At 68.9% G+C, this 19,511-nt stretch carries 24 protein-coding genes; 9 read left to right on the top strand and 15 right to left on the bottom strand.

Features of this window, described 5'->3' with window-relative positions; all coding sequences use genetic code 11:
• Positions 1-6 precede the first annotated feature (6 nt).
• Both H7X47_RS03470 and H7X47_RS03465 read left to right on the top strand, forming a co-directional pair.
• On the top strand, positions 7-384 hold the full coding sequence (locus H7X47_RS03470) for a hypothetical protein (RefSeq protein WP_193367195.1): 378 nt from the start codon (positions 7-9) through the stop codon (positions 382-384).
• A gap of 159 nt (positions 385-543) precedes the next feature.
• Entirely contained in the window at positions 544-1,308 is a 765-nt protein-coding gene (locus H7X47_RS03465; RefSeq protein ID WP_193367194.1) for an SDR family oxidoreductase, read from the top strand.
• 106 nt (positions 1,309-1,414) lie between these two features.
• On the opposite strand, the gene H7X47_RS03460 is transcribed toward H7X47_RS03465, so the two are convergent.
• The 7 genes from H7X47_RS03460 to H7X47_RS03430 all read right to left on the bottom strand — a co-directional run bounded on the left by H7X47_RS03460 (position 1,415) and on the right by H7X47_RS03430 (position 6,474).
• A complete protein-coding gene (locus H7X47_RS03460; RefSeq protein ID WP_193367193.1) occupies positions 1,415-2,011 on the bottom strand; it encodes a DoxX family protein in 597 nt (198 codons plus the stop codon).
• 10 nt (positions 2,012-2,021) lie between these two features.
• Positions 2,022-2,810, bottom strand: a complete 789-nt coding sequence (locus tag H7X47_RS03455) for an HvfC/BufC N-terminal domain-containing protein (RefSeq protein ID WP_193367192.1) — start codon at positions 2,808-2,810, stop codon at positions 2,022-2,024.
• Positions 2,794-3,690: an MNIO family bufferin maturase gene (bufB, locus tag H7X47_RS03450; protein WP_322096448.1), complete on the bottom strand. Its 897-nt coding sequence runs from the start codon at positions 3,688-3,690 to the stop codon at positions 2,794-2,796. The genes H7X47_RS03455 and bufB overlap by 17 nt, the downstream gene beginning before the upstream one ends.
• An 88-nt stretch (positions 3,691-3,778) precedes the next feature.
• Positions 3,779-4,108, bottom strand: a complete 330-nt coding sequence (locus H7X47_RS03445; RefSeq protein ID WP_193367190.1) for a BufA1 family periplasmic bufferin-type metallophore — start codon at positions 4,106-4,108, stop codon at positions 3,779-3,781.
• A 69-nt stretch (positions 4,109-4,177) separates the two neighbouring features.
• Positions 4,178-4,735, bottom strand: coding sequence for a YHS domain-containing (seleno)protein (locus H7X47_RS03440; protein WP_227010133.1), 558 nt, complete (start codon positions 4,733-4,735; stop codon positions 4,178-4,180).
• Between the two features lie 186 nt (positions 4,736-4,921).
• Positions 4,922-5,857 carry a threonine/serine dehydratase gene (locus H7X47_RS03435; protein WP_193367189.1) on the bottom strand — a complete coding sequence of 312 codons (936 nt, stop codon included), beginning with the start codon at positions 5,855-5,857 and terminating at the stop codon, positions 4,922-4,924.
• Positions 5,854-6,474 carry a gamma-glutamylcyclotransferase gene (locus H7X47_RS03430; RefSeq protein WP_193367188.1) on the bottom strand — a complete coding sequence of 207 codons (621 nt, stop codon included), beginning with the start codon at positions 6,472-6,474 and terminating at the stop codon, positions 5,854-5,856. Before H7X47_RS03430 ends, H7X47_RS03435 begins: the two co-directional genes overlap by 4 nt.
• A 128-nt stretch (positions 6,475-6,602) precedes the next feature.
• Between H7X47_RS03430 and H7X47_RS03425 the strand changes: the two genes are divergently transcribed.
• Positions 6,603-7,670 carry a DUF2125 domain-containing protein gene (locus H7X47_RS03425; RefSeq protein WP_193367187.1) on the top strand — a complete coding sequence of 356 codons (1,068 nt, stop codon included), beginning with the start codon at positions 6,603-6,605 and terminating at the stop codon, positions 7,668-7,670.
• Here the strand turns inward: H7X47_RS03425 and H7X47_RS03420 are convergent.
• Genes H7X47_RS03420 through pheA form a run of 3 tightly spaced genes read right to left on the bottom strand, consistent with a single transcriptional unit; the run spans position 7,603 to position 10,546 of the window.
• Complete coding sequence (locus tag H7X47_RS03420; RefSeq protein ID WP_193367186.1) at positions 7,603-8,592, bottom strand: prephenate/arogenate dehydrogenase family protein; 990 nt, start codon at positions 8,590-8,592, stop codon at positions 7,603-7,605. The two genes, H7X47_RS03425 and H7X47_RS03420, sit on opposite strands and share 68 nt — an antisense overlap.
• Complete coding sequence (hisC, locus tag H7X47_RS03415; RefSeq protein WP_193367185.1) at positions 8,589-9,671, bottom strand: histidinol-phosphate transaminase; 1,083 nt, start codon at positions 9,669-9,671, stop codon at positions 8,589-8,591. The genes H7X47_RS03420 and hisC overlap by 4 nt, the downstream gene beginning before the upstream one ends.
• A complete protein-coding gene (pheA, locus tag H7X47_RS03410; RefSeq protein ID WP_193367184.1) occupies positions 9,668-10,546 on the bottom strand; it encodes a chorismate mutase in 879 nt (292 codons plus the stop codon). Before pheA ends, hisC begins: the two co-directional genes overlap by 4 nt.
• 341 nt (positions 10,547-10,887) lie before the next feature.
• On the opposite strand from pheA, the gene metX reads away from it, so the two are divergent.
• The 4 genes from metX to H7X47_RS03390 all read left to right on the top strand — a co-directional run bounded on the left by metX (position 10,888) and on the right by H7X47_RS03390 (position 15,308).
• Positions 10,888-12,048, top strand: coding sequence for a homoserine O-acetyltransferase MetX (metX, locus tag H7X47_RS03405; protein ID WP_193367183.1), 1,161 nt, complete (start codon positions 10,888-10,890; stop codon positions 12,046-12,048).
• 10 nt (positions 12,049-12,058) lie between these two features.
• Positions 12,059-12,730, top strand: a complete 672-nt coding sequence (gene metW, locus H7X47_RS03400; protein WP_193367182.1) for a methionine biosynthesis protein MetW — start codon at positions 12,059-12,061, stop codon at positions 12,728-12,730.
• 147 nt (positions 12,731-12,877) lie between these two features.
• Entirely contained in the window at positions 12,878-14,740 is a 1,863-nt protein-coding gene (locus tag H7X47_RS03395) for a hypothetical protein (RefSeq protein ID WP_193367181.1), read from the top strand.
• 271 nt (positions 14,741-15,011) lie between these two features.
• On the top strand, positions 15,012-15,308 hold the full coding sequence (locus H7X47_RS03390; RefSeq protein WP_319633517.1) for a YciI family protein: 297 nt from the start codon (positions 15,012-15,014) through the stop codon (positions 15,306-15,308).
• A gap of 141 nt (positions 15,309-15,449) precedes the next feature.
• On the opposite strand, the gene H7X47_RS03385 is transcribed toward H7X47_RS03390, so the two are convergent.
• Positions 15,450-16,205 (bottom strand): class I SAM-dependent methyltransferase, encoded by a 756-nt coding sequence (locus H7X47_RS03385; RefSeq protein WP_193367180.1) that lies wholly within the window; start codon positions 16,203-16,205, stop codon positions 15,450-15,452.
• An 89-nt stretch (positions 16,206-16,294) separates the two neighbouring features.
• On the opposite strand from H7X47_RS03385, the gene H7X47_RS03380 reads away from it, so the two are divergent.
• Positions 16,295-16,765, top strand: coding sequence for a cupin domain-containing protein (locus H7X47_RS03380; RefSeq protein ID WP_193367179.1), 471 nt, complete (start codon positions 16,295-16,297; stop codon positions 16,763-16,765).
• Positions 16,766-16,864: 99 nt separating this feature from the next.
• On the opposite strand, the gene yddG is transcribed toward H7X47_RS03380, so the two are convergent.
• Positions 16,865-17,779: an aromatic amino acid exporter YddG gene (gene yddG / locus H7X47_RS03375; RefSeq protein ID WP_193367178.1), complete on the bottom strand. Its 915-nt coding sequence runs from the start codon at positions 17,777-17,779 to the stop codon at positions 16,865-16,867.
• Positions 17,780-17,867: 88 nt separating this feature from the next.
• On the opposite strand from yddG, the gene H7X47_RS03370 reads away from it, so the two are divergent.
• A complete protein-coding gene (locus H7X47_RS03370; protein WP_193367177.1) occupies positions 17,868-18,245 on the top strand; it encodes a GFA family protein in 378 nt (125 codons plus the stop codon).
• Here H7X47_RS03370 and H7X47_RS03365 read toward each other — a convergent pair.
• The 3 genes from H7X47_RS03365 to H7X47_RS03355 are packed head-to-tail and all read right to left on the bottom strand — an operon-like array spanning position 18,237 to position 19,494.
• A complete protein-coding gene (locus tag H7X47_RS03365) occupies positions 18,237-18,677 on the bottom strand; it encodes an NUDIX hydrolase (RefSeq protein WP_193367176.1) in 441 nt (146 codons plus the stop codon). The genes H7X47_RS03370 and H7X47_RS03365 overlap by 9 nt on opposite strands.
• 7 nt (positions 18,678-18,684) lie before the next feature.
• Positions 18,685-19,101: a carboxymuconolactone decarboxylase family protein gene (locus H7X47_RS03360; protein WP_193367175.1), complete on the bottom strand. Its 417-nt coding sequence runs from the start codon at positions 19,099-19,101 to the stop codon at positions 18,685-18,687.
• Between the two features lie 33 nt (positions 19,102-19,134).
• On the bottom strand, positions 19,135-19,494 hold the full coding sequence (locus H7X47_RS03355) for a GFA family protein (RefSeq protein ID WP_193367174.1): 360 nt from the start codon (positions 19,492-19,494) through the stop codon (positions 19,135-19,137).
• Positions 19,495-19,511 lie beyond the last annotated feature (17 nt).

Below are 19,511 nucleotides of genomic sequence, written 5' to 3'. Positions count from 1 at the left end.
ACGCAGGTGTCTGAAGACATCAGCAAGACCCTGCTGCAACAGCGGGTGAGGAATCGCATCGCCGATGTTCTCGAACAAGCCTCTTCGTTCGAAGGCATTGCACGCTCCGGTGCCTTTGAGGTCATCAATAGGTGGGAGGATTGGGTCACGGAACCCAAGGAAGACTTCTTCGCCGAACCGGTTTTCTCGGAGCTTGAGCAGGCCGCCATTCGCCGCTTTCATGCCATCTGGGACCACTGCGCCGAACAGACGAACGAGGACATCTTCGACGCCCAAGCGTTGAGTGAGCTCGAACAATGGCGCACCTTCCGTATGGCGGCCGAATCGACCCTCAAGCTGTTCGAGCAACGCGGCCGCTTTTCCGAAGACGAAGAACAGTTCTAGAAATATTCCTGGCTGATCACTATCTCTCAGCAAGATGTTCGTCATACTCGTGCTTGTCCCGAGCATCCAGACCAAGCGCTTCGCTGCACCCCCATGGACCCTCGGGTCAAGCCCGAGGGTGACAGGCTGGGTGTGCGGGTAATTTCAGGAGGATTCACAATGCAGGAGCTTCAGGGCAAAGCCGCCATCGTGACCGGGGCCAGCAAGGGCATCGGCGCTGCCACCGCCGAGGAACTGGCGCGCCAGGGCGTGGCCGTGGTGCTGGCCGCGCGCAGCAGCGGCGCCATCGAGGAGGTCGCGGCGAAGATCACCGCAGCCGGCGGCAAGGCCAAGGCCATCGCCTGCAACGTCGCCAGCTACGACGACGTCGCCGCGGCGGTAGCGCTCTGCAAGACGAGCTTCGGCAGCGTCGACATCCTGGTGAACAACGCCGGCGTCATCGAACCCATCGCGCGGCTGGCCGAGTCCGATCCCGCCGGCTGGGACGAGGCCATCGACATCAACGTGAAGGGCGTCTACCACGGCCTGCGCGCGGTGCTGCCGCTCATGGAGGCGCAGGGCTCCGGCGTCATCGTCAACGTCAGCTCCGGCGCCGCGACCTCGGCGCTGGAAGGCTGGAGCCACTATTGCTCGTCGAAGGCGGCGGTGCTGATGCTCACCCGCTGCGTCCACAAGGAGTATGCCGATAAGGGCATCCGTGTCGTCGGCATGAGCCCCGGCACGGTCGCCACCGGCATGCAGGTCGCCATCAAGAGCTCCGGCATCAACCCGGTGAGCCAGCTCGACCCCTCGGCGCACATCTCGCCGGAGTGGCCGGCCAAGGCCATCGCCTGGCTCTGCACCAAGGAAGCTTCGGAGTACGACGGCGACGACTTCTCGCTGAAGACCGAGGAAGGCCGCCGCAAGGTCGGCCTGGTGGCTTAGGTTACTTGCCGTCATGCTCGGGCTTGTCCCGAGCATCCAGGGCGGGCGCCGAGGTGTTGCCCCTGGACCCTCGGAATAAATCCGAGGGTGACGACCGAGAAAGTAGCTAGGCCGCGACCTGCTGCCCCGCCGGTTTCGCCAGCAGCCTCTTCCCCAACACCCAGTCCAGCGAGACCGCGCCGGCGCCTTTGACCACCAGGGTGACCAGCAGGAAGACCCAGAGAGCGCGCTGGTCCAGGATGGCGGCATCGGAGAAGCGGTCGAACCAGGCGCCGATGGTCTTGGCGTCAACGCCGTGGAAGACGATGTCGACGTAGCTCTGCACCAGGGTGAAGCCGATCATGCCCAGCGCCGCCAGGCGCGTGAAGAGGCCCAGCACGATGAGGATCGGCAGGATGAACTCGGCGTAGGTGCCGGCGATGACGATCAGGTCGTAAGGGAAGAAGGGTACCTGCGAGGCGTCGTAGTTGTAGGCCTCCACCACGCTCGGCAGGATCTGGAAATAGGCGTTGTCGCCGACCGAGAAGAAGCCGGCGATGCCTTCGCCCACCTTGGTGCTGGCCGAGTTGAGGTAATAGACCAGCAGCACGGCGGCGAAGAGGAAGCGCGCCAGCAGACCGAGGAACCAGCCGTCGAGGCGAGCCTCGGTCAGGCCGACGGCGCGACGGTAGAGGCGCAGCGCGCGGGAGATTGCTTGAGTCATCGTTCGAACTCTATGCCTGTTCTTGAATCGGTTCGGGCGGCTGAAGGGCAGCGACGGCGCCGAGCTGAAACAGCCCCTGCAGGTGGCAGGCGAGATCGAAGTCTTCGACCGCCCGCGCGGCAAGGTCCGCCGCCTCTCCCAGGGGGTGCCCCCCGGCCAGCGCGGCCATGAAGGCATGGCCGCCCGGCGGCAGCAGGCGCAGGTCGACCGCCAGCATGGGGCGCAGCACCGCGGCGTCCTCGCCGCGCTTCATATCGACCTCGGCCTGCGGGTCCGCCCCGCTGGTCGCCGCCCAGAGGGAGGCCACGGGAAAACGTGAACTGACAAGCCGCAGCGAGGGATGCAGCGTAAAGTGCGTCTGCGCCAGCTGCGCCTGCGGCACCGCCGCCAGGTGCTCGATGGTCAGCGGCTCCGCGTCGGCGGCGTGATAGGCATTGACACGCGCCCACTCCAGGCGCGCCACGTCGCCCAGGTAAGGCACCCCCGCCGCCGGCTCGAAGCCGTCGAGGAAGTCGCCGAAGGTCTCGCCGTAGAGCAGCAGCACCGGGGAACGCGGCGGCGCCTGGCGGATGTAGACCTTGGCCGCGGCCTTGAAGAAGTCGCTGCCGACCAGGCGCTGGACCACCGGAAAGGTGGCCTCCAGTACCTCGATGAGGCTCACCATCATGTTGTTGCGGTAAACGTCGAAGCGGCGGCTCTGCGGCAGCTTCACCTGGCGGCGCACGTCCGCCGGCGCCGGCAGCGCCGGGTCGTTGAGCGCCGCGGCGAAGTCCGCCTGCAGGTCAGCCAACCGTCGCATGTCCGGCCTCCAGCCCCTTTCGGCGGTCGCGGCGCAGGGCGTCCTGAGCCGACATCAGGCGGTCGGCGGTGCGCGCCTCGGCGAAGAGTTCGCGCCAGCCCGGCAGGTTGTTGTCCCATTCGATCAGCGTCGGCTTCACGCCGGCCCGCGCGATGGCGCGCGCATAGAGCGTCCAGACCTTGTCGTCGATCCGGCGGTCGTGGGCGTCGATCAGCAGCGGCTGCCCGGCGTCGTCGCGGTCGCGGGCGTGGCCGCCCAGGTGGATCTCGCCGACCAGCGCCATGGGAAAGGCGTCGATGTAGGCCTCAGCGCTGTAGCCCTGGTTGGTGGCGGAGACCAGCACGTTGTTCACGTCCAGCAGCAGGCCACAGCCGCTGCGCAGAGAGACGGCCTGCAGGAAGTCCAGCTCGCTCATCTCGCTGCTCTCGAAGGCGACGTAGGTGGATGGGTTCTCCAGCAGGATGCGCCGGTCCAGCACCTCCTGCAGGCGGTCGATGTGGTCGCTGACCCGCTCCACGGCTTCACCGGTGTAGGGCAGCGGCAGCAGGTCGTTGAAGAAGACGTCGTTGTGGGTCGACCAGGCGAGATGCTCACTGACCAGACCCGGCTGATAGCGCGCGTTCAACGCCTTGAGGCGCGCCAGGTGATCCTCGTCCAGGGGACGCTCGGCGCCGATGGACAGGCCGACGCCGTGCAGCGAAATCGGATAGTCGCGACGGATGGCTTCCAGGTAGTGATGCGGCGGACCGCCGGCGCCCATGTAGTTCTCGGCATGCACCTCGAACCAGCCGACGTCGGGGCGGCTGCCCAGGATGGCATCGTAGTGCTGAGCCTTCAGCCCCACCCCGGCGCGTGCCGGAATCTCCGCCGAAACCGCCATGCCAGCCATCCTCCAGTTCACGCTGCCGGGAAAACCGCGCCCGGCCGTGGCATCACGGCCGGGCTGCGGAACTCCTTCAGAACCAGCCTCAGGCCGGCCGGTCGCGCTCCAGCGCCTCGAGCGAGCCCTTGCGGTCGCCGGGCAGCTCGTACTTGGCCTCGGACTCCTCGACGCCGTACTTCGCGCAGTCGCCGGCGGGCACCAGCTTCCAGGCGTTGCCCTGGTAGTCGACGGTCGAGGTACCGGCGCAGGTGGTGCCGGGACCGGCGGCGCAGTCGTTCTGGCCGGCCATCGAAATGCCGTAGCACTTCTCCTTGGCCTGGGCCGAAGCCGAGTTCACTTCCGCCGTCGCCGAAACCGCCAGGGCCACCGCGCCGGCAATCATCGCGGCGCTCATCATTTTCGTCTTTTCAGCCATTCGAGGACTCTCCTTATCAACTCTCAATGCTGTCGGCTGTTTCCGGGCCTTGGCCGCCCGAAACGCAAATCAGTTGGTCAGCGCTTCCGGCATCAGCGGCGCGTTGACCGAGTAGGTGCCGTCGTTGTCTTTGATCTTCTTCCAGCTTTGGGTCGAAGCCGGCTTGGATTCCTGCGATTCCCAATTGCTCTCGGAAGTTTTCAGGAAGCCGTCGATGTCCTTCTCCCAGAAGCCCACCACCGTCGGAGTGATGTTCAGGTAGAGCTTGCCGTCGAGAATACGCCACAGATTGGGGTTGCCCGGCACCTTGCCGTCCTTGGCAACGCCATAGGCGCAGTGGCCGTCATAGGCCGGGGCGTACTTTTCCGGATCGGCCAGGAACTTGTCGCGGTTGGCCTCCGAGGCGAAGGCCCACTTCGCGCCGTTGTACTCGGCGGTGATACTTGCCTTGCCGGGGACCGCTTCCGGCTGCTTCTTGCCGACCGGGTTCTGCTTCAGGTCGAAGAAGGCGACGGGGTCGTAGCCGCTTACCGCATAGCCGGTCTCATCGACGTACTGCTCACCGGCCTGGGCCGCGCCCAGCGTCATGACTGACAGGGCCGAGGCCAGAAGGAGTTTGCGCATCATGGGGGAAACCTCACATCTCCTGTTATTCCAATCCCCTTAGCGGGGCGCAGGCCTCTGCCTGCTGGCTTAGAGATATTTGGCCTCCCCCGGGACGATCAAATCACGTCACTACACTAAAATGTGACGTCACCCTCACGGCTGCGCGAGGCCGGAAAGTCCAGGATTTCCGCGGGTTTCCCGGGGGATTCAGCCGAAGTCAACGGCGGTGGTATTGGCCCCGCAGAGCAGCACGGCCACCCGCTCGTCCGCCGCCGGGCGGTATTTGCCGGTGAGCAGCGCCGCCATGGCCGCCGCCCCGCCCGGCTCCGTCACCACCCTTAGCGTGTCCCAGAGGGCCTGCTGGGCGGCGCGGATGTCGTCGTCGCTGACCAGGACCGAGCGCGCCACGTGGGCCTTGGCCAGGGGGAACATCAACTGGCCGACCTGGCGCGGCGCCAGGGAGTCGGCGGCGATGCCCTCGGCCTCGGCGTCCACCGGGTGGCCCGCGGCCAGCGCCTTGTAGAGGGTCGGCGCGCCCTCGGGCTCCACCGCCACCACCTTGATGCGCCCGGCGAACCAGGCGGCGATGCCGCCGATCAGGCCGCCGCCGCCGGTGGCCACCAGCAGGCTGTCGATCTCCGGCAGCTGCGCCTCGATCTCCAGGCCGACGCTGCCCTGGCCCAGCAGGGTCTCCGGCTGGTCGAAGGCGTGCACCGGCAGGGCGCCGCTCTCGGCCACGAAGGCCTCGCTGGCCGCCAGGGCGTCGGCGTAGCGTTCGCCGCCGACCACCAGCTTGGCGCCGTAGCGCTCGATACGCTCGGCCTTGGCCGGCGAGGTGACCGAGGGCAGGAAGATGGTCGCGGGAATGCCCAGCTTCCTGGCCGCATAGGCCACGGCGGCGCCGTGGTTGCCGCCGGAGGCCGCCACCACGCCGGCTTCGGGCACCTTGCGGGTCAGCAGGTTGGCGAAGGCGCCGCGCGCCTTGAAGGAGCCGGAGTGCTGCAGGAACTCCAGCTTCAGATCCAACGGACGCGGAGCGAGACCGAAATCCTCCAGGTCGACCGCCAGCACCGGGGTGCGCCGGACGTAGGGCCGGATCAGCCTTTCGGTTTCGGCGACGGCCTCGCGGGTGATGGGTTTCATGGCTTCTCCTCGCGCCGGCGGGCGACTTCCTTCAGCAGGCGCTCCAGGCCGCGGTCCTTGACGCCCAGGTTGCGCAGGTGGTGCACGGTGTTCTCCAGGTACTCCATGCAGGGCCCCCGGTTGCCGCAGCCCTGCAGGATCAGTTCCACCATGTCGTCGTGGCCGAGGCGCCCGGCGTACTGACGGTGGTCGCGGTCGACCACGAAGGTGATGGCGCTGACCTGGCCGTGCTCGGTCTCCGCCCGGCGCCAGGAGGGGCGGTAGACGCCGGTGACCATCTCGCGCTCGTAGAGATAGTCCAGCACCTCTTCGCCCTCGGCCGCCGGCACCCGGTAGACCATGCCGTGGCAGGAGCCGCCGCGGTCGAGGCCCAGCACCAGCCCGGGCACCTCAGGGGTGCCGCGATAGCGGTGCGAGTAGACGCAGAAGCTGCGGTGAAAGCCGCGCAGGCGGGCGAGGCGCACCTCCAGATGCGGGAAGCCGGGATGCCACATCAGCGAGCCGTAGCCGAAGACCCAGAAATCCTCGCCCGGCGGCAGGCTGAGGCGGCGCGCCGCCAGTTCCTCGGCCGAGAGGTTCTGGAGGTCGTCGAGTGTCGGCAGCTTGGGGGGCGTCATCGGGACCGGCTGCAATGATTGATCACTCGGCATGTTAGGGCCCATGCCCGGCGATGCAAGCCACCCTCCGCCCGGCGTTGAAACGGGGGGCGAATTGGGGGCTGCAAGCGGCCTTCCGGGCTCCTATCATGCCGGCCATGTCCCGCTATCGCCTTGCCGTCGCCACCACCTTCGCGCTGCTGCTGATCGCCGGCGCGCTCACCGGCTATTGGCTCTGGGCCCGCCAGGCGCTGGACAGCGGCATCGCCAAGTGGCGCGCCGAGCAGGTCGAGCGCGGCTACGACATCGCCTACCAGGGGCCCGAGTTCGCCGGCTTTCCCTTCGCGCTTTCCGTCACCTTCCGCGAGCCGCGGGTGGTTACGCCCCAGGGCCTCGTCTGGCAGGGGCCGCCGGTCAACGGCGAGGCCAAGCTGTGGGACCCCTTCACCATCGACCTGCGCTTTCCCGGCCTGCACCGCCTCGTCCTGCCCGCCGGGCTGGCCGAGGAGCTGGGCAGCACGCCGGAGCGCAAGCAAGCCGACGTCTCCGCCGAGGAGGCCAGCGGCCGCGTCGTATTGAAGAGCGACGGCAAGGTGGAGATGGCCATGGTCGACCTGGGCGTGCTGCAGGTCAGCGGCGCCGACATCGAGACCGTCACCCTGCAGCGGCTCACCGCGCGGCTCGGCCCGCTGCGCGAGGGCGACAAGGGGAATGGGGGTGACGCCCTGGATGAGGTCGACCTGGTGGGCGAGGCCCTCTTCGTCGAGCTGCCGCCGGGCCGCGGCGGCCCGCTGGGCGACGCGGTAGCGCGCCTCTCCTTCGACTCGACGCTGGTCGGCGGCATCCCGCCGGGCAAGCCCGAAGAGGCCCTGCCGGCCTGGCGTGACGGCGGCGGGCGCTGGCGCTTTCACCACCTGGTGGCGCTCTGGGGGCCGCTCGACCTGCGGGCCGAGGGCCGCCTGGGCCTGGACGAGGCGCTGCGCCCGGCCGGGCTCTTCGAAGCGGAACTGAAGGGCGCCAACAAGATCATCAGCCGGCTGATCGACAGCGGCGAGATCAAGCCGGAAGCGGCGCTGGCCGCGCAGATCGCGGTGGCGGCCATGGGCCGGCCGGACGGGGAAACGGGGGAAACGGTGCTGGCGGCGCCGATCAGTCTTCGCCAGGGCCTGCTTTATCTGGGGCCGATCCCGCTATTCCCAGTTGCTCCGGTTCTCTAGCGTCGAAAGTGCCGGCCTGGTGGGCGTCGATGACGCCGCTGCGGATCTCGCGGGTCCGGCGGAACAGCCCCTCCAGCGTCTCCCCCTCGCCCCAGCGGATCGCCCGCTGCAGGGCGGTCAGGTCCTCCGAGAAGCGCTGCAGCATTTCCAGCACCGCCTCGCGGTTGTTGAGGAAGACGTCGCGCCACATCACCGGGTCGGAGCCGGCGATGCGGGTGAAGTCGCGGAAGCCGCCGGCGGAGAACTTCACCACCTCGGCGCGCTCGCTCTCCTCCAGGTCGACGGCGGTGCCGACGATGGTGTAGGCGATGAGGTGCGGCAGGTGGGAGGTGATGGCCAGCACCTTGTCGTGGTGGCCGGCGTCCATCAGGGCGACGGTGGAGCCGCAGCGCTCCCAGAAGGTCTTCAGCTTCTCGACCACCGGCTCCGGCGTGCCGGGCACCGGCGTCAGGATGCACCAGCGCTGCTCGAAGAGGTCGCCGAAACCGGCCTCCGGACCGGAATGCTCGGTGCCGGCGATGGGGTGGCCGGGCACGAACTCGACGCCTTCGGGCAGATAGGGCCCGATGTCGCGGATAACCGCCTGCTTCACCGAGCCGACGTCGGTGACGATGGCGCCGGCGGCCAGATGCGGACCCACGACCTTGGCCACCGCCTCGTTGGCGCCGACCGGCAGGCAGAAGATCACCAGGTCGGCGTCCTTCACCGCCGCCGCGGGGTCGCCGTGCACGGAATCGGCGAAGCCCAGCTTCTCGATGGTGGCGCGCGTCTCCTCGCGGCGTGAATAGGCGGCGACGTGGCCGACGATCCCGCGGGCGCGCACCGCCCAGGCCAGGGAAGAACCGATGAGGCCGGCGCCGAGCAGCGCCACCTTGTTGAACAGCGGGCCCCCGCTCCGCTTGCTGGGGGCGGACGCGCTCATGACATCACCTCGGCCAGGGCCTCGGCGGTGGCGCGCATCTCCTCTTCGGTGCCGATGGTCACGCGCAGGCAGTCGGGCAGGCCGTAGCCGACCATGGTGCGCAGCAGGATGCCCCGGCGCTTCATCTCGGCCAGCACGGCCTCGGCCTGGGCGCTGCCGCCGGGGAAGCGCAGCAGCACGAAGTTGCCGACGCTGGGCAGCGGCTCGATGCCGGCCTTGGCCGCCTGCTCGCTGAACCAGGCGAGCCACTTCTGGTTATGGGCGACCGACGTCGCCACGTGATCGCGGTCGCGCACCGCCGCCGTGCCGGCGGCCTGCGCCGCCTGGCTGACATTGAAGGGCCCGCGCACGCGGTTCAGCACGTCGACCACCGCCGGCGGGCAGTAGGCCCAGCCCAGGCGCAGGGCCGCGAGGCCATGGATCTTGGAGAAGGTGCGCAGCATGACGACGTTGTCGGCGCTCTCCACCAGGTCCGCCACCTGCGGGTAGTCGGGCGCCGAGACGTATTCGGCATAGGCCATGTCGACGACCAGCAGCACCCGGTCCGGCAGGCCCTTGTGCAGGCGCCGCAGCGCCGCCTCGGAGATGTAGCTGCCGGTCGGGTTGTTGGGGTTGGCGATGAAGACCAGGCGCGTACGCTCGGTGACCCGCGCCAGCAGTCCGTCGACGTCGGTGGTCAGGTCGGCCTCAGGCGCCGCCACCGGGGTCGCCCCGGCGGTCTTGGCGGAGATCGCGTACATCAGGAAGCCGTGCTCGCTGTACAGCACCTCGTCGCCCTGCCCGGCGTAGGCGCGCACCAGCAGGCTGATCAACTCGTCGGAGCCGGCGCCGCAGACGATGCGGTCCACCTGCAGGGACTGAGCCTCGGCGATGGCCTGGCGCAGTTCCCTGGCGCCGCCGTCGGGATAGCGGTGCAGCTGCGATTTCTCCGCCTCGTAGGCGGCGATGGCCTGGGCGCTGGGGCCCAGGGGGTTCTCGTTGGAGGCCAGGCGGATGACGCGGTTGACGCCGGCCGCCTTGGACTCGCCGCCGACGTAGGGCGCGACGTCCAGGATGCCGGGGCGGGGCTTCAGGCTCATGACGCGCTCCGCGGCGTGCTGGCCAGGTCGGCGGCGCTCAGCGGCACCGCGAAGCTGCCCACCGACCAGGCGTGCTTCACGCTCTCGGCCTCGGCGAGCAGCGCCTCGATGCGCGCGTCGTCGGCGGCGAGGAAGCCCTCGACCTCCACCAGGTGCAGGGTGCGGTCCGGCGATTCCACCCAGGCCTGGATGCCGCAGACCCGGAAACCGGCCTCCGACAGCAGGGTCTTCAGCGCCCCGCGGGAAACCGCCTCGTCCAGCTCAACGATCATGTAGCCGTGGTCGTCGCCGCTTTCCTCCGGCTCGGCCAGGGAAACCACCACGCCCTGCGGGGAGTCGCCGCGGCCGCCGTCCAGCGGCGCGAAGGGCAGGCGGGCGATGATCTTCGGCGTCGCCTTGCCGTGGCGCGCCAGCTTGGGCCACCAGGGGGTGCCGCGGTCGGCCTCCGGCAGCGGCAGCACGCCGATGTTGGCCTTGCCGCCCGAGACGGCGCGCAGCACGCCCATCTCGGACTCGAAACGGGTGATCGGGGTCAGCGAACCGAAGTGGTCGCGGGCGAGGCCGAAAAGATCGGGCCCTTCCTGCGGTGAAAAGGCTGCCGCGGCGAAGGGCCCCTGCAAACGGGTGAAGACGGAGACGATCTCCCGCCAGATGCGCGCAATCACCGGTTTCGGGAAGGCGCCCTCGTGGCGCGCCACTAGGCGGCGCAGCACCCGCGCCTCGCGGCCCGGGCGCATGAAGACGGCGCCCTGCCCCTTGGCCACGCCGATCTGACGCGCGAGCTCAGTGCGGCGCATGAGCAAGTCGTGGATCGAATCATCGATCTCGTCGATCTGGCGACGCAAGTCGTCCAGGGATGGCGTCTGGTTAGTCATCTGGGCCCGATACCTGCAGCCAAGGCGGAGCTACTGATAGTCGTTGAACCCGGGAAAATCAAAGAAAACCTGAGGTTCGGCCCCGCCCGGGGCGGGAGCCTGCCATGGCCAAGAAAGCGTTGACAGGCGGACGCCCGGCTCCCTAGCTAAGAGGCTCCGGACGCCCCCGCAGCGGCCCTGCGACGGCAGGCGTGGCGGCGGCCGGCGAACAATTTAGGGTTGGGTCCAGGCTCTGGCCCGGCCCCCCTGAAAGCGCCCCCGCCTGGCGAGGCTGCTTCAGGGCCGCGGCTTTAAGGATTTGACCCATGGCGATGGACCACCCCCGCAGGGAGGGGGCCCAAATGCAGACCCCGAGGATGGCGGCGGACCCCGCCTTGAAGGCCGGGCTCAGCATGGAGTTCGGCCGCGACGCGCCCCTGATGCTGGACTGCGGCGTCGCCCTGGGTCCCTTCACCCTGGCCTACCAGGCCTACGGGGAGCTGAACGCCGAGAAGTCCAACGCGATCCTGGTCTGCCACGCCCTGACCGGCGACCAGTTCATGGCCAGCCGCCACCCGGTGACCGGCAAGGAAGGCTGGTGGAGCCAGATCGTCGGCCCCGGCCTGCCGCTCGACACCCGGCGCTACTTCGTCATCTGCGTCAACGTGCTGGGCGGCTGCATGGGCTCGACCGGGCCGAAGTCGATCAACCCGGCGACGGGCGAGCCCTGGGCGCTGGACTTTCCGGTCATCACCGTCGCCGACATGGTGCGCGCCCAGAAGCTGCTGATCGACCACCTGGGCATCGACAAGCTGTTCTGCGTGATCGGCGGCTCCATGGGCGGCATGCAGGTGCTGGAGTGGGCGGCCAGGTACCCGGAAAAGGTCTTCGCCGCCGTGCCCATCGCCACGGCGGCGCGCCACACGGCGCAGAACATCGCCTTCCACGAGGTCGGCCGCCAGGCCATCATGGCCGACCTGGACTGGTGCGGCGGACGCTACATCGCCGAGGGCAGGAACCCCGACCGCGGGCTGGCGGTGGCGCGCATGACCGCGCACATCACCTACCTGTCGGAGCCCGCGCTGCACCGCAAGTTCGGCCGCCGCCTGCAGGACCGCAACTCCCTGACCTTCGGCTTCGAGGCCGACTTCCAGGTCGAGAGCTACCTGCGCCACCAGGGCGCCGCCTTCGTGCAGCGCTTCGACGCCAACTCCTATCTCTACATCACCCGGGCCATGGACTACTTCGACCTGGCCCAGGAGCACGGCGGCAAGCTGGCCAACGCCTTCCGCGAGACGCCGGTGCGCTTCTGCGTCGTCTCCTTCACCAGCGACTGGCTGTTCCCGACCTCGGAAAATCGCGACATCGTCCACGCCCTCAACGCCGTGGCCGCCGACGTGAGCTTCGTCGAGATCGAAAGCGACGCCGGCCACGACGCCTTCCTGCTGGACGAGCCGGAGTTCCGCGACACCCTGGCGGGCTTCATCGCCGGCTGCGCCGAGCACCGCGGACTGAACGGGTGACGACCAGCCGATGAACCCGCTCGACGCGCCCCGCCCCGCAACGGCCCCCACCGCACTGGCCCCGGCGGCGCTGGCCAAAACCCCGCTGCGCGCCGACCTGCAGCTCATCGCCGACATGGTCGCGCCGGGCAGCCGGGTGCTGGACATCGGCTGCGGCGAGGGCGCGCTGCTGGAATACCTGGCGCGCGAGCGCAGCGTCGCCGCCCGCGGCATGGAGCTGTCGCAGAAGAACGTGAACGCCAGCGTCGCCCGCGGCCTCTCGGTGATCCAGGGCGACGCCGACAGCGACCTGGTGGAGTACCCGGCGGGCGCCTTCGACTACGCCATCCTCTCCCTCACCCTGCAGGCGACGCGCAACCCGCGCGAGGTGGTCGAGCAGATGGTGCGCATCGGGCGCCACGCCATCGTCTCCTTCCCCAACTTCGGCCACTGGCGGGTGCGCCTGCAGCTTCTCCTCAAGGGGCGCATGCCGGTCACCGAGGCGCTGAGCGAGCCGTGGTACGAGACGCCCAACATCCACCTCTGCACGGTCCGCGATTTCATCGCCCTCTGCGGCGACTGCGGCATCGAGATCGAGGAGGCCCTGGTCCTGAACGGCCGCGCCCACCGCGCCAGCCTGAACACCCCCCATCTCGCCAACCTCTTCGGCGAAAAGGCGATTTTCCGCCTGCGCAAGGACTAGCGGCGCGATCGCCCCGATCCTGCTAGACTACTGCTCTAGACCTGCGGCCAGAACACACCTGTGGATTGAACCTTTGCGGCGCTGGCGCCGACAAAGAAGGAGCCGACCGTCTATCCGGCGGTCCGTCCCAGGCGAAGGAGGCCAACGATGCAGAAGGTTGTCCTTTCCCGCAGGCAAGGCTGCGGCACCGCGCTTTCATCCGCCCTCTCATTGGGCCTGCTGCTCGGCGGCTTCGGGCTCGCCGCGCCGCCCGCACAGGCGGGGGACCTGGCCTCCCTCACCTTCCAGCACGCGCCCAACGTGCCCGGCGTCGAAGGCTGGGTGAACGTCAGCCTGGACAACGCCGGCAACTGGAGCCAGGTGGACACGGCGGTGGTGCCCTGGCGCTTTTCCATGGAAGCGACGTGGAACGAGCCGCCGGCGGCCTTCAACTACATCCTCGTCCAGATCAAGCCGGCCTCGCTGCCCGAGCCGCCGGCCCAGGACAACTGCGACGGCAACCTCTGCGAGGCGGTGGTCGGCATCACCGCCGGCTACGTGGCTTCCAACGTGGTGCCGGAGCTGCTCAGCAGCGGCCCCAAGTACGCGACCCTGACCCCGCCGCTGGGCGAGATCGACGTCGCGCCCGGCATCTACCAGAACGTCACCGGCGTCTGCCACACTACGCGCCAGAGCCTGTTGAACGGCGGCGCCTCCCTGCACGACCTGCTGGCCGAAGGCTTCACCACCAACGGCACGCCGATGATTGCCAGGCTGGCCGTGGGCTTTACCGGCGGCGGCGCGCTGCACGAGATCCCCATCCCCTTCAAAGTGCGCTGCAAGGGCGATCCGCAGATCGCCGAGGCGGTGGCGCCGGAAACCAACTACCAGGGCGCCTATTCGAGCGGCTATCAGCTGAGCGAGGCGGCCTTCAACATCGTGCCCGGCACCCTGACCGGCAGCTGCCCCCTGCAGCTCACCGGCCAGGCCATCGTCGAGGGCAACGGCCCCGGCGCCTTCCGCTACCGCCTGGAGTTCGACAACGGCACGGCCTCGCACTGGTCCCAGAGCAGCCTCGTTGCCGCGGGCGGCACCTATTCCAAGGTGCTGCAGTTGCCCATTCCGATCCCCCTGCCCGCCGCGCCCTCCGGCGGCGGCAGCGGCGGCGGCGGTGTGGTGATGACCCAGCCCGGCGGCGGCCTCGCCATCCAGCAGCAGCCCGAGGAGCCGGTCTTCCCCGGCAGCGGCGGGCCCGCGACGCCGGGCCAGGTGGCCGGCCAGCAGGACCCGGATAACGTCCACAAGGGCGCGGCGCGCCTAGTGGTCTCCAAGCCCGATGGCTCCAACCAGGTGGTCTCCGCCTTCGACAGCTATAACGTCACCTGCCAGCCGCAGGTCGCCCTGGGCGGGCCCAAGGCGCTGCAGATGCAGCCCAAACCGCCCCAGCCCGGCACCGCCGCGATCCAGCCCGGCGGCCTGGCCGCGGCCCGCGATCCGGCGCCGCCGCGCCAGCAGGCGCAGATCCCGGCGCTGCCGCGCGCCGGCCTCACCAGCGGCCTCAAGGCCGACATCATGGGCACGACCCTGGGCTTCGTGCTGGCCGGCGGCCCCAACCCCTGGGGCTCGACCGTGGTGATCGACAAGCCGCAGCTCGCCGCGGCCACCGGCGTGGGGCCGGACCGCAACCTCTGCCGCTTCACCCAGGCCGGCTACCGTCCCTTCAACAAGGGCGACGTCCAGAGCGGGCCCTTCAAGAACAGGGTCTACCGCGGCTCGGCGACGATCGACCAGTCGGCCCACAACCTGGCGCCCAAGCAGACCGACGGCTGGCGCAGCTTCACGCTGGACCTGCCCAGCGGCCTCAGCGTCATCCGCGTGGTCATGGACGCCGACAAACAGGTCGACGAGAGCGACGAGGACAACACCTTCGCGATCCGCGTGAACGTGAAGCTGGACTGCGGCGGCGCCGCCAGGCGCACGACGCCGCAACGCGACCCCCAGCCGCAGCGCAGGGCACCGCAGCGGCAGTAGGTCGCTCCGTCAATGCAGGTCAGGCAGGTTGAGGGTCAGGACTCCTCGGACAGGTCGCGATGCATCCGACCGGCGGCCCGCGGGAAGGAGACCAACACCGGTCGGCGTTACCTGTGCTGCTTGACCGACTTCAAGGTAGCGGCGTAGAGCTGTTTGCCCGGCTCGATCATCACCATGCCGGCGAAGATGGCGAAGAGGCGCTCTCCCGCTTTATCAAGCCTCGGCAATGAAACCTGCTGCGTCATAGTTCAAGCCAAAACAGGAGACAGAAGTGTCTGAAGTCAGATCCCTTTATGTGGTGGATCTCACCTATATCGTCCCGTTAAGCGAAGTCGACCAACATGTACCCGCACACATCGACTTCCTCGACAAAAGCTATGCATCTGGCCTGTTTCTGGCATCTGGAGCAAAGGTTCCTCGTACCGGCGGAGTGATCATCGCGATGTCCCCTACCAAGTCGGAGTTGGAGGATCATTTGGCGGAGGACCCCTTCCAACAGAACGGGGTGGCCAAGTACGAAATCACTGAATTCAAGGCGAGCAAGCATCAACCGCATCTATTCGGTTGAAGTTATGCCTGCGCACGATGGCGTGTGCGCCCGTAACCGGCCGATCCCGGTTCTGAAAACCGATCCAAGCCGCGGGGTGAATTTTTCCGGACATTGCAGCGCGTCGCAGGGCCGGAAGTAAGGTTCAATCGTCCCGCTGATTCAGTTCGGTGACTTTTCGCGGTGCAGCCGACCGGCGGCCTGCGGGAAAGACACCACCACCGGGCGGCGGAACTTGCGCTGCTTGGCGGGGGCCATGGTGCCGGCATAGAGCTGCTTGCCGGACTCGATCATCACCACGCCGGCGAAGGTGGGGAAGAAGCGCGCGCCCATGCGCTCCCAGGCCGGGGCGGAGCGCAGGAAGGTGAAGTTGGCGATCGGCGGCACGTAGAGCGCCCGCTCGGTGCGCGCCGGAATGAACATGTTCTCGCGCAGCACGCGGGAGAGCTGGGCCCCGCTGTAGGGATGGCCCCAGCCCAGCGGCGTGCGGTCGGAGCGCGCCCAGATGCCGCGGCGGTTGGGCACCACCACCAGCAGCCGACCGTCGCCGGTCAGCACGCGCCAGATCTCGCGCAGCAGGCCGCGCAGGGATTCGCTGTTCTCCAGGCCGTGCACCAGCAGCACCCGGTCGACCGAGTAGTCGGGCAGCGGCAGCTCGGTCTCCTCCACCAGGCTGACCAGCCCCGGGCCCTCCGGCGGCCAGTGCATGACCCCCTGGGAAGCCGGCATGAAGGCGATGGTCCGCTCGGCCTCGCTCTTGAACTGGCGCAGGTAGGGTGTGGCGAAGCCCAGGCCGAGCACGCTCTGGCCGGTCACGTCCGGCCAGACCGAGCGCACCGCGCGGCGCACCATATGGCGCGCCACCTGGCCGCGGCGGGTCTCGTAGAATTCCCGCAGATCGACAACGTCATGCCACATGGTGTGGATAACTTAGCACAGGGCGCTGGCGTGCGGGAATGGGCGATCTGCTATGGTTAACCGTGGGTTAACAAGCAAGGATCCGCCCCATGCCGGACGCCACGGACGCCCTCTCCGCCGCCGACATCATCCGCGAGCTGGCCCTGCAGCCGCACCCGGAAGGCGGCCACTTCCGCGAGACCTTCCGCGACCCCGTCACCTTGGGAGAGGACGAGGCGGCGCGCGGCGCCTCGACGGCGATCTATTACCTGCTGCAGGCCGGCGAGGTCTCGCACTGGCACCGGGTCGACGCGGCGGAGGTCTGGCACTGGTATGCCGGCGCGCCGCTGGAGCTGACGATCTCCGAGGACGGGCGCGAGGCCGCGACCCACCGCCTGGGTCCCGAGGTGACCGTCGGCCAGCGCCCGCAGGTGGTGGTCCCGGCCCAGGCCTGGCAGGGCGCGCGCAGCCTGGGCGCCTGGACGCTCTGCGGCTGCACCGTGGCCCCGGCCTTCCAGTTCGAGGGTTTCGAGATGGCGCCGCCGGACTGGCAGCCGATGAGCCTACGGGGCAGGCGCTAGAGCAACCCGCGTCCGGGCGGACGCGGACAAGTCGCTCTACCCTTTCAAGCTAGATCAATCTATCCCCGCTCAGGTGAAAACTCCTGATCGAGGATTGATCTAGCCCGCGCGCCGGCGGCGCAGCAGCATTTCCTTGGACGCCAGGACGGCGCCGAAGACGATCAGCAGGCAGGCGAGGCCCACCTGCCAGGTCGCCTCGGCCTGGCCGAAGCCAATGAGGATCAGCGTGGAGAGCAGCGGCGCGGCGTAGGCAAGCGCGCCCAGCACCTGGATGTTGCCGTGCTTGGTGCCGTAGTCCCAGACGAAGAAGGCGGCGCCGACGGGTCCGAGACCGAGGCCCAGCACCGCCAGCCACTGCAGGCCCTGGGGCGTCACCGTGGTCTCCAGCGCCAGGTGGCAGAGCAGAGCGAGCAGCGCCACGGCGCCGCAGAAGCCGCCCACCACCTCGGTCGGCACCGCGCCGAAGCGGCGGTTGGTGACGGAGTAGCTGGACCAGGTGAGCGCGCAGGCCACCGCGGCCAGGTAGCCCAGGCTGTAGCGCGCATCGAAGGCCAGCGAGCCGCCCTTGGTCACCAGCAGCCCGGCGCCGATGAGGCCCATGGCCGCGCCCGCCAGGTGGAACCAGCGCAGCCGCTCGCCGGGCAGCAGCGCCGAGAAGACCACGATGAGCAGCGGCCAGAGATAGGCGATGAGGCTGGCGTCCACCGCCGGCGCGTTGCCCAGGGCGACGAAGTAGAAAAAGTGGTAGCCGAAGAGCCCGCCGACTCCCAGGGCCCAGACCGCCGGCCGCTGGCGCCAGGCGGCGAAGGCGCGCCGCCCCCGCGTCGCCAGCACGGCAAGGCTGACGGCGAAGGCCACGGCGAAGGTCATGGCCAGCAGCTGGAACGGCGGAATGCCCGCCGCCCCGGTGGTGAAAAGCGCCAGCAGCGCCCACAGCAGCACGGCGATACCGCCGATCGCCGTCGCCTTAAACCGCCGCGCCGCGAGCGCTGGATCTGGAGCCACGCTAGTCATGGGGCGCTGATAGCCGCCGGCCGCGACGATGGCAAGCGGCCAGATGTTTCGCTAGTGTTTCCCCGATCTCCGAGGAGAGAAGAAGCCGATGAACACACGCACCGCCTCCTGCGCCTGCGGCCAGCTTCGGATCGTCTGCGAGGGCGACCCGGAGCTGGTCGCGCTCTGTCATTGCCTCGACTGCCAGCGGCGCACCGGCAGCGCCTTCGGCCTCAGCGCGTTCTTCAAGCGTGAAGCGGCCAGGCCGGAGGGCAGCGAGAAGACCACGCGGCGCCTCGGCGACAGCGGGCGTGGGCTCACCTTCCACTTCTGCCCGGACTGCGGCGGAACAGTCTATTGGGAGCCGGAGCTCCGTCCGGACTGGTTCGCCGTGGCGGTCGGCACCTTCGGCGATCCGACCTTCCCGAAACCCGAAAAGGCGGTCTTCGAGCAGCGCGCCCATCCCTGGGCGAAGATCTCATTCTGAGCCGGCAGCCGTCCGTTTCTCCATCGCCAGCGCGATGATGCGCCGGGTCTCGTCCCAGAGATCGTAGGGCGCGAGGTCCGCCGGGTCGGCCCAGGCGACCTCCGCGGCGTCGTGGCCCGCCGCGGCCTCGCCCGCACGCCACTCGGCCAGCAGATCGACCAGGGTGTAGTGGTACTGCACCGCGCCCTGGCCGTCGCGGGTGATGGAGTCCACCACGTCGACCAGAGGGCCGACCTCGACCTCGATGCCCGCCTCCTCGGCCACCTCGCGGCGCGCGGTTTCCTCGACGCGCTCGCCCAGGCGCTGGCGGCCGCCGGGCAGCGACCACTGGCCCTCGCGCGGCGGCTTGCCGCGGCGGATCAGCAGCACGCGGCCGTCCTTGAAGACCACGACGCCGACTCCGATGAGCGGACGGTTGGGATAGTCGTTCACGTGAAGCCTAGTCCGCTTCGCCGTGGGCCAGGGCGCGCAGGCGTTCGTCGAGCGGCACCCGGTAGCCGTTGACCAGGCTGTTGGTCTCGTTGGCCATGCCGACCACGGCCAGCAGCTCGTTCAGCATCTCGTCGGTCATGCCCTTCTGGATGGCGCCGGCGGTGTGGGAGGTGATGCAGTACTCGCAGTTGTTGGTGACGCTGACGGCGATGTAGAGCATCTCCTTGGTCAGCGGGTCGAGCGCGCCCGGCGCCATGACCTGCTTCACGCTTTCCCAGGTGCGCCTCAGGGTCTGCGGGTCCTGGGCCAGGGCCTTCCAGAAGTTGTTCACCCAGTCGGACTTGCGGGTCGCCATGATGTCGTCGTAGACGGCGCGCACCTCGTCGCTCGCGTCCTCGTATTCGATGAGCTGCCCCAGGGGCATGAGCTTTTCTCCCGGTTCTTTTCCGCGGCCATTTTAGTCCAGATAGCGGAAGCTGTCCGCGCCGTCGAAGTGGCGGATGCGGATGCCCGCGACATCCTCCGGCTCCAGCAGGCGGGTGTTGACGCCCATGCGGCTCTCAGGCGTCGAGCCCAGGCGGCGCCAATAGGTGGTGCAGCCGCAGGTGCGGCAGCGGTGGAAGGCCAGCGAGCGATCGCCCCAGACATAGGTCTCAGTCGCATCGGCCCCGCTGGTGAAGGTCACCTCTTCCTCGCGGTAATAGCCCCACAGGGTGCCGAGGCGGCGGCAGATCGAGCAATTGCATTCGTTGCGCCACTCCGGCGGACGGACCAGTTCGAAGGTGACGGCGCCGCAGTGGCAGGATCCTCGAAGCATGGGTTTTCTCCCTCATA

It is taken from the genome of Pelagibius marinus (genome assembly GCF_014925385.1).
Lineage (GTDB): Bacteria > Pseudomonadota > Alphaproteobacteria > Kiloniellales > Kiloniellaceae > Pelagibius > Pelagibius marinus.
Note: the sequence above shows the minus strand (reverse complement) of the source record. Positions and strands in the feature narration are given on the sequence as shown.

What these genes read in the sequence shown, in the direction of transcription:
- H7X47_RS03430 (WP_193367188.1), bottom strand. Translation starts at nt 6,474, where the DNA reads ATGACGCCCCCCAAGCTGCCGACACTCGACGACCTCCAGAACCTCTCG.
- H7X47_RS03420 (WP_193367186.1), bottom strand. Translation starts at nt 8,592, where the DNA reads ATGAGCGCGTCCGCCCCCAGCAAGCGGAGCGGGGGCCCGCTGTTCAAC.
- H7X47_RS03370 (WP_193367177.1), top strand. Translation starts at nt 17,868, where the DNA reads ATGAACACACGCACCGCCTCCTGCGCCTGCGGCCAGCTTCGGATCGTC.
- bufB (WP_322096448.1), bottom strand. Translation starts at nt 3,690, where the DNA reads ATGGCGGTTTCGGCGGAGATTCCGGCACGCGCCGGGGTGGGGCTGAAG.
- H7X47_RS03455 (WP_193367192.1), bottom strand. Translation starts at nt 2,810, where the DNA reads ATGCGACGGTTGGCTGACCTGCAGGCGGACTTCGCCGCGGCGCTCAAC.
- H7X47_RS03385 (WP_193367180.1), bottom strand. Translation starts at nt 16,205, where the DNA reads ATGTGGCATGACGTTGTCGATCTGCGGGAATTCTACGAGACCCGCCGC.
- H7X47_RS03360 (WP_193367175.1), bottom strand. Translation starts at nt 19,101, where the DNA reads ATGCCCCTGGGGCAGCTCATCGAATACGAGGACGCGAGCGACGAGGTG.
- H7X47_RS03425 (WP_193367187.1), top strand. Translation starts at nt 6,603, where the DNA reads ATGCCGGCCATGTCCCGCTATCGCCTTGCCGTCGCCACCACCTTCGCG.
- H7X47_RS03355 (WP_193367174.1), bottom strand. Translation starts at nt 19,494, where the DNA reads ATGCTTCGAGGATCCTGCCACTGCGGCGCCGTCACCTTCGAACTGGTC.
- pheA (WP_193367184.1), bottom strand. Translation starts at nt 10,546, where the DNA reads ATGACTAACCAGACGCCATCCCTGGACGACTTGCGTCGCCAGATCGAC.
- yddG (WP_193367178.1), bottom strand. Translation starts at nt 17,779, where the DNA reads ATGACTAGCGTGGCTCCAGATCCAGCGCTCGCGGCGCGGCGGTTTAAG.
- H7X47_RS03435 (WP_193367189.1), bottom strand. Translation starts at nt 5,857, where the DNA reads ATGAAACCCATCACCCGCGAGGCCGTCGCCGAAACCGAAAGGCTGATC.
- H7X47_RS03395 (WP_193367181.1), top strand. Translation starts at nt 12,878, where the DNA reads ATGCAGAAGGTTGTCCTTTCCCGCAGGCAAGGCTGCGGCACCGCGCTT.
- H7X47_RS03465 (WP_193367194.1), top strand. Translation starts at nt 544, where the DNA reads ATGCAGGAGCTTCAGGGCAAAGCCGCCATCGTGACCGGGGCCAGCAAG.
- H7X47_RS03380 (WP_193367179.1), top strand. Translation starts at nt 16,295, where the DNA reads ATGCCGGACGCCACGGACGCCCTCTCCGCCGCCGACATCATCCGCGAG.
- H7X47_RS03445 (WP_193367190.1), bottom strand. Translation starts at nt 4,108, where the DNA reads ATGGCTGAAAAGACGAAAATGATGAGCGCCGCGATGATTGCCGGCGCG.
- metW (WP_193367182.1), top strand. Translation starts at nt 12,059, where the DNA reads ATGAACCCGCTCGACGCGCCCCGCCCCGCAACGGCCCCCACCGCACTG.
- H7X47_RS03460 (WP_193367193.1), bottom strand. Translation starts at nt 2,011, where the DNA reads ATGACTCAAGCAATCTCCCGCGCGCTGCGCCTCTACCGTCGCGCCGTC.
- metX (WP_193367183.1), top strand. Translation starts at nt 10,888, where the DNA reads ATGCAGACCCCGAGGATGGCGGCGGACCCCGCCTTGAAGGCCGGGCTC.
- H7X47_RS03440 (WP_227010133.1), bottom strand. Translation starts at nt 4,735, where the DNA reads ATGATGCGCAAACTCCTTCTGGCCTCGGCCCTGTCAGTCATGACGCTG.
- hisC (WP_193367185.1), bottom strand. Translation starts at nt 9,671, where the DNA reads ATGAGCCTGAAGCCCCGCCCCGGCATCCTGGACGTCGCGCCCTACGTC.